This is a genomic window from Streptomyces sp. UNOC14_S4 (assembly GCF_020740835.1).
GTDB lineage: Bacteria > Actinomycetota > Actinomycetes > Streptomycetales > Streptomycetaceae > Streptomyces.
Window position 1 is genome coordinate 1 of sequence record NZ_JAINFC010000611.1, and the last position, 4049, is coordinate 4049.

Annotated in this window: 3 protein-coding genes; all 3 read right to left on the minus strand. The window is 74.3% G+C overall.

The genetic code is table 11. The features are described 5' to 3' along the window. Positions 1–62: 62 nt before the first annotated feature. Positions 63–497: a nitrite reductase small subunit NirD gene (gene nirD / locus K6I34_RS33025; RefSeq protein ID WP_229331725.1), complete on the minus strand. Its 435-nt coding sequence runs from the start codon at positions 495–497 to the stop codon at positions 63–65. After that, a complete protein-coding gene (nirB, locus tag K6I34_RS33030; protein ID WP_229331726.1) occupies positions 494–3061 on the minus strand; it encodes a nitrite reductase large subunit NirB in 2568 nt (855 codons plus the stop codon). Before nirB ends, nirD begins: the two co-directional genes overlap by 4 nt. Continuing rightward, positions 3058–4049: NAD(P)/FAD-dependent oxidoreductase (locus K6I34_RS33035; RefSeq protein WP_229331727.1), on the minus strand; the 992-nt coding region annotated here is incomplete at its 5' end. The genes K6I34_RS33035 and nirB, both read right to left, overlap by 4 nt.

Below are 4049 nucleotides of genomic sequence, written 5' to 3' on the forward strand. Positions count from 1 at the left end.
GGACCCATGTGAACGGTAGGGAGCGGAGGTTTCACACCGACGGCGGTAGCGGCTCCGGAGTGCTACGGCCTGCGCACATCGCGCGTGGCGGCGTGTGAGGAGCCGGGCGGCGGTCCGGTCCGCACCGGCCAGACGCGCAGCCGGGCGGGGCTTCCGTCCAGGGCCCGCTCGTCGTCGAGGCAGGCACCGGTGCGGAGATCGAAGGCGTGCTTGTACATCGGTGAGAAGACCACGGGGACGCCGTCGCGGGTGCCGGTGATGCCCCGGGAGATGACGTGGGCGCCGCTGAAAGGGTCGTGGTTGTCCACGGCGTAGAGGGCCCCGGCGCGGTCGCGGAAGACGGCGACCTGCTCGCCGCCGACCAGTGCCGCGACGCCGCGTCCGGGCAGCAGGTCCCCGTACCGGCAGACCGGTGTCCACGCGCCGCCGACGCCGATCTCCACCGTCGCGCCTTCCAGGGGCACGGTGCTGTCATGTGCGAGCAGTCGCGCCGTCATCGGGTGTGCACCTCCAGTTCCGGTCCCGCGATCAGCGCGGGGGCGGCGGCCCGGGTCTCGTCCGGCCGGGCCGGGCGGATCTGGTCGCGTTCGGGCACGAAGCGCACGGTGGGGTCGGGGACACCGGGCGCGTTGGCGAAGGAGACGAACCGCCGCAGGCGGTCCGGGTCGGCGAGGGTGGCCGCCCACTCGTCCTGGTACGTCTCGACATGACGTCGCATCAGCTCGTCGAGGTCGTCGCAGATGCCGAGCGAGTCGTCCATGACGACCTCGCGCAGATGGTCCAGCCCGCCGTCGAGCCGCTCCAGCCAGGGCGCCGTGCGCTCCAGCCGGTCGGCGGTGCGGATGTAGAACATCAGGAAGCGGTCGACGGTGCGGATGAGCGTGGCGTGGTCGAGGCCGGACGCGAGCAGGTCGGCGTGGCGCGGGGTCATGCCGCCGTTGCCGCCCACGTAGAGGTTCCAGCCGTCGGCGGTGGCGATGACGCCGAAGTCCTTGCTCTGTGCCTCCGCGCACTCGCGGGCGCACCCCGAGACGGCCGACTTCAGCTTGTGCGGCGAGCGCAGACCCCGGTAGCGCAGCTCCAGTTCGATGGCGAGGGCGACCGAGTCCTGCACCCCGTAGCGGCACCAGGTCCGCCCGACGCAGGACTTCACCGTGCGCAGCGCCTTGCCGTACGCGTGGCCCGACTCGAAGCCCGCGTCGACCAGGCGGCGCCAGATGCCCGGCAGGTCGTCGACGCGGGCGCCGAACATGTCGATGCGCTGACCGCCCGTGATCTTGGTGTAGAGGCCGTAGTCACGGGCGATCTCCCCGATGGTGATCAGGCCGTCGGGGGTGATCTCCCCGCCGGGGACGCGGGGCACGACCGAGTACGAGCCGTTGCGCTGAAGGTTGGCGAGGAAGTGGTCGTTGGTGTCCTGGAGCGCGGCCTGTTCGCCGTCGAGGACGTAGGAGCCCGTGAGGCTCGCCAGGATCGAGGCGACGACGGGCTTGCAGATCTCGCAGCCCTCGCCGGTGCCGTGTTCGTCGATCAGCCGCGAGAAGGAGGTGATGCCCTTGACGCGGGCGATCTCGTACAGCTCGGCCCGGGTGCGGGCGAAGTGCTCGCACAGTCCGCGGGAGAGCTCGACGCCGGTCGCGGCGAGTTCCTCGCCGACGATCGCCCCGAGCGTCTTGACGCAGCTTCCGCACCCCGTGCCCGCCTTGGTGCACTTCTTGACCTCGGCGACGCCGGCACACCCCTGGTCGCGTACGGCCGACCGGATGGCGCCCTTGCTGACGTGGTGGCAGGAGCAGATCAGCGCGTCGTCGCCCAGCGCGCCCACGCCCACCACGCCCGAGCCGTCCCGGCCCGGCAGCAGCAGTTGCTCGGGCGGGCCCGGCAGCGCGGTGGAGCCGACGAGCGGCCGGAGCATGCCGTACGCCTCGGTGTCGCCGACCAGCACGCCGCCGAGCAGCGCGCCGTCCGCTCCGACGACGAGCTTCTTGTACACGCCCGCCCGGGTGTTGGAGTACAGCACCTCCAGCGCTCCCTCGGTGGCGCCGTGCGCGTCGCCGAAGGACGCCACGTCGACGCCGAGCAGCTTGAGCCTGGTCGAGGTGTCGCCGCCGGTGAAACGGCCCTCGCCGCCGGTCAGGTCGCGCGCGGCGGCCTCGGCCATGGCGTAGCCGGGGGCGACGAGCCCGTAGACCCGGCCGTCGACCGCCTGGGCGCATTCGCCGATGGCCCAGATGTGCGGGTCCTCGGTGCGGCAGCGGGCGTCGACGGTGATCCCGCCGCGTCCGCCGACGGCGAGTCCGCAGTCGCGGGCGAGCTGGTCGCGCGGCCGTACGCCCGCGGAGAAGACCACCAGGCCGACGTCGAGCCGGGTGCCGTCGGACAGCGTCATGGCGGATACCCGGCCGTCCGGTCCGGTCTCGACGCGTTCGGTGCCCGTGCCCGTGTGCACGGCGACGCCGAGTGCCTCGATCTTGCGGCGCAGCAGTTCACCGCCGCCCGCGTCCACCTGGAGTGCCATCAGGCGGGGGGCGAACTCCACCACATGGGTCTCCAGCCCGATCGCCTTCAGGGCGCCCGCCGCCTCCAGGCCGAGCAGCCCGCCGCCGACCACCGCGCCGGCCCTGGCACGCTGAGCGTCCGCCCTGATCGCGGCGAGGTCGTCGAGCGTGCGGTAGACGTGACAGCCCGCGGCGTCGCGCCCCGGCACGGGCGGCACGAAGGGGTACGAGCCGGTGGCGAGCACCAGGGCGTCGTACGGCACGGTGTGCCCGGCGGCCGTGGTGACGGTGCGCGCGGCGCGGTCCACGGCCACGGCCGGGTCGCCCAGGCGCAGGCCGATGCCGTGCTCCGCGAGGAAGCCGGGAGGGCACAGCCCCAGCTCGTCGGCGGTCGTCCCGGAGAACCACGAGGTCAGGCGGACCCTGTCGTAGGCCGGGCGGCCCTCCTCGGCGAGCACGGTCACCCGCCAGCGCGCGGCCGCGCCGGGCACCTCGTGGAGCGCCTCCAGGAAGCGCTGGCCGACCACGCCGTGGCCGACCAGTACGAGTTCCTTGACGTTCATCCGGCGACTCCTTCCGTGGTGGTGAACAAATCCGTGGTGAACAGATCCAGGGGGTCGGCGGGCAGCGCGGGGCGGGCGCCGAGGAAGGCCCGCGTGAGGTCGCCGACGGCGGCGAGGTCGCCCAGGAGGATGCCGCCGACGAGCCGGTCGCCGAGCAGCACGAGCTTCTTGTACGAGCCGCGCGTGGCGTCCACCAGCAGCAGCACGTCCGCCCCGGGCACCTCGTGGACCTCGCCGAACGCGGCGTACTGCAGGGGGCCCGCGGTGAGCCGGGCCAGGGGCCGCGATCCGGTGTACGTCGCGCCGGGCGACGCGCCCGACAGGCGAGCGGCGAGCACGTCGGCCTGGTCCCAGGCGGGACCGGCCAGGCCGTGGACGGTCCCGCGGTGCTCGGCGCAGTCGCCGATCGCGAAGACGTCGGGCTCCGAGGCGGCGAGTTGGTCGTCGACCACGATCCCCTCGGCGACCTTGAGGCCCGCGGCACGGGCGAGCCCGGTGCGGGGGCGGACGCCGCACGCGAGCACGACGAGGTCGGCCTCGAACATCCGGCCGTCGGCGAGTTCGGCGCCGGTCACCCGGCCGGCGCCGCGCAGCGCGCGGACCTGGCTGCCGGGGTGGACCCCGACGCCGAGGGAGGCCAGGCCGTGGCGCAGTACGGCGGCGGCGCCCTCGTCGAGGTGACGCTCGATCAGGAACGGTCCCCGGTGCACGATGTCGGTCGGCAGGCCGAGCACGGCCAGCGCGCGGGCGGCGCTCACCCCGAGCACCCCGCCGCCGACGACGACGGCCCGGTGCGCGGCGGTCGCGTCCTCCGCGAGGAGGCGGCAGTCGTCGAGCGTCCGCAGCGGGTGGACCCCCGGTTTCAAGGTCCCGTCGGCGGCGCGCAGTCCGCGCAGGGGCGGGAGCACCGGATCGGCGCCGGTGGCGAGCACCAGGCGGTCGTACCCCGCGCTCCCGCCGCCCGCCAGCCGCAGGGTGCGCGCCGCTG

Excerpts from the sequence above, each read along its gene's own strand:
- nirB (WP_229331726.1), bottom strand. The coding sequence starts at position 3,061 with ATGAACGTCAAGGAACTCGTACTGGTCGGCCACGGCGTGGTCGGCCAG.
- nirD (WP_229331725.1), bottom strand. The coding sequence starts at position 497 with ATGACGGCGCGACTGCTCGCACATGACAGCACCGTGCCCCTGGAAGGC.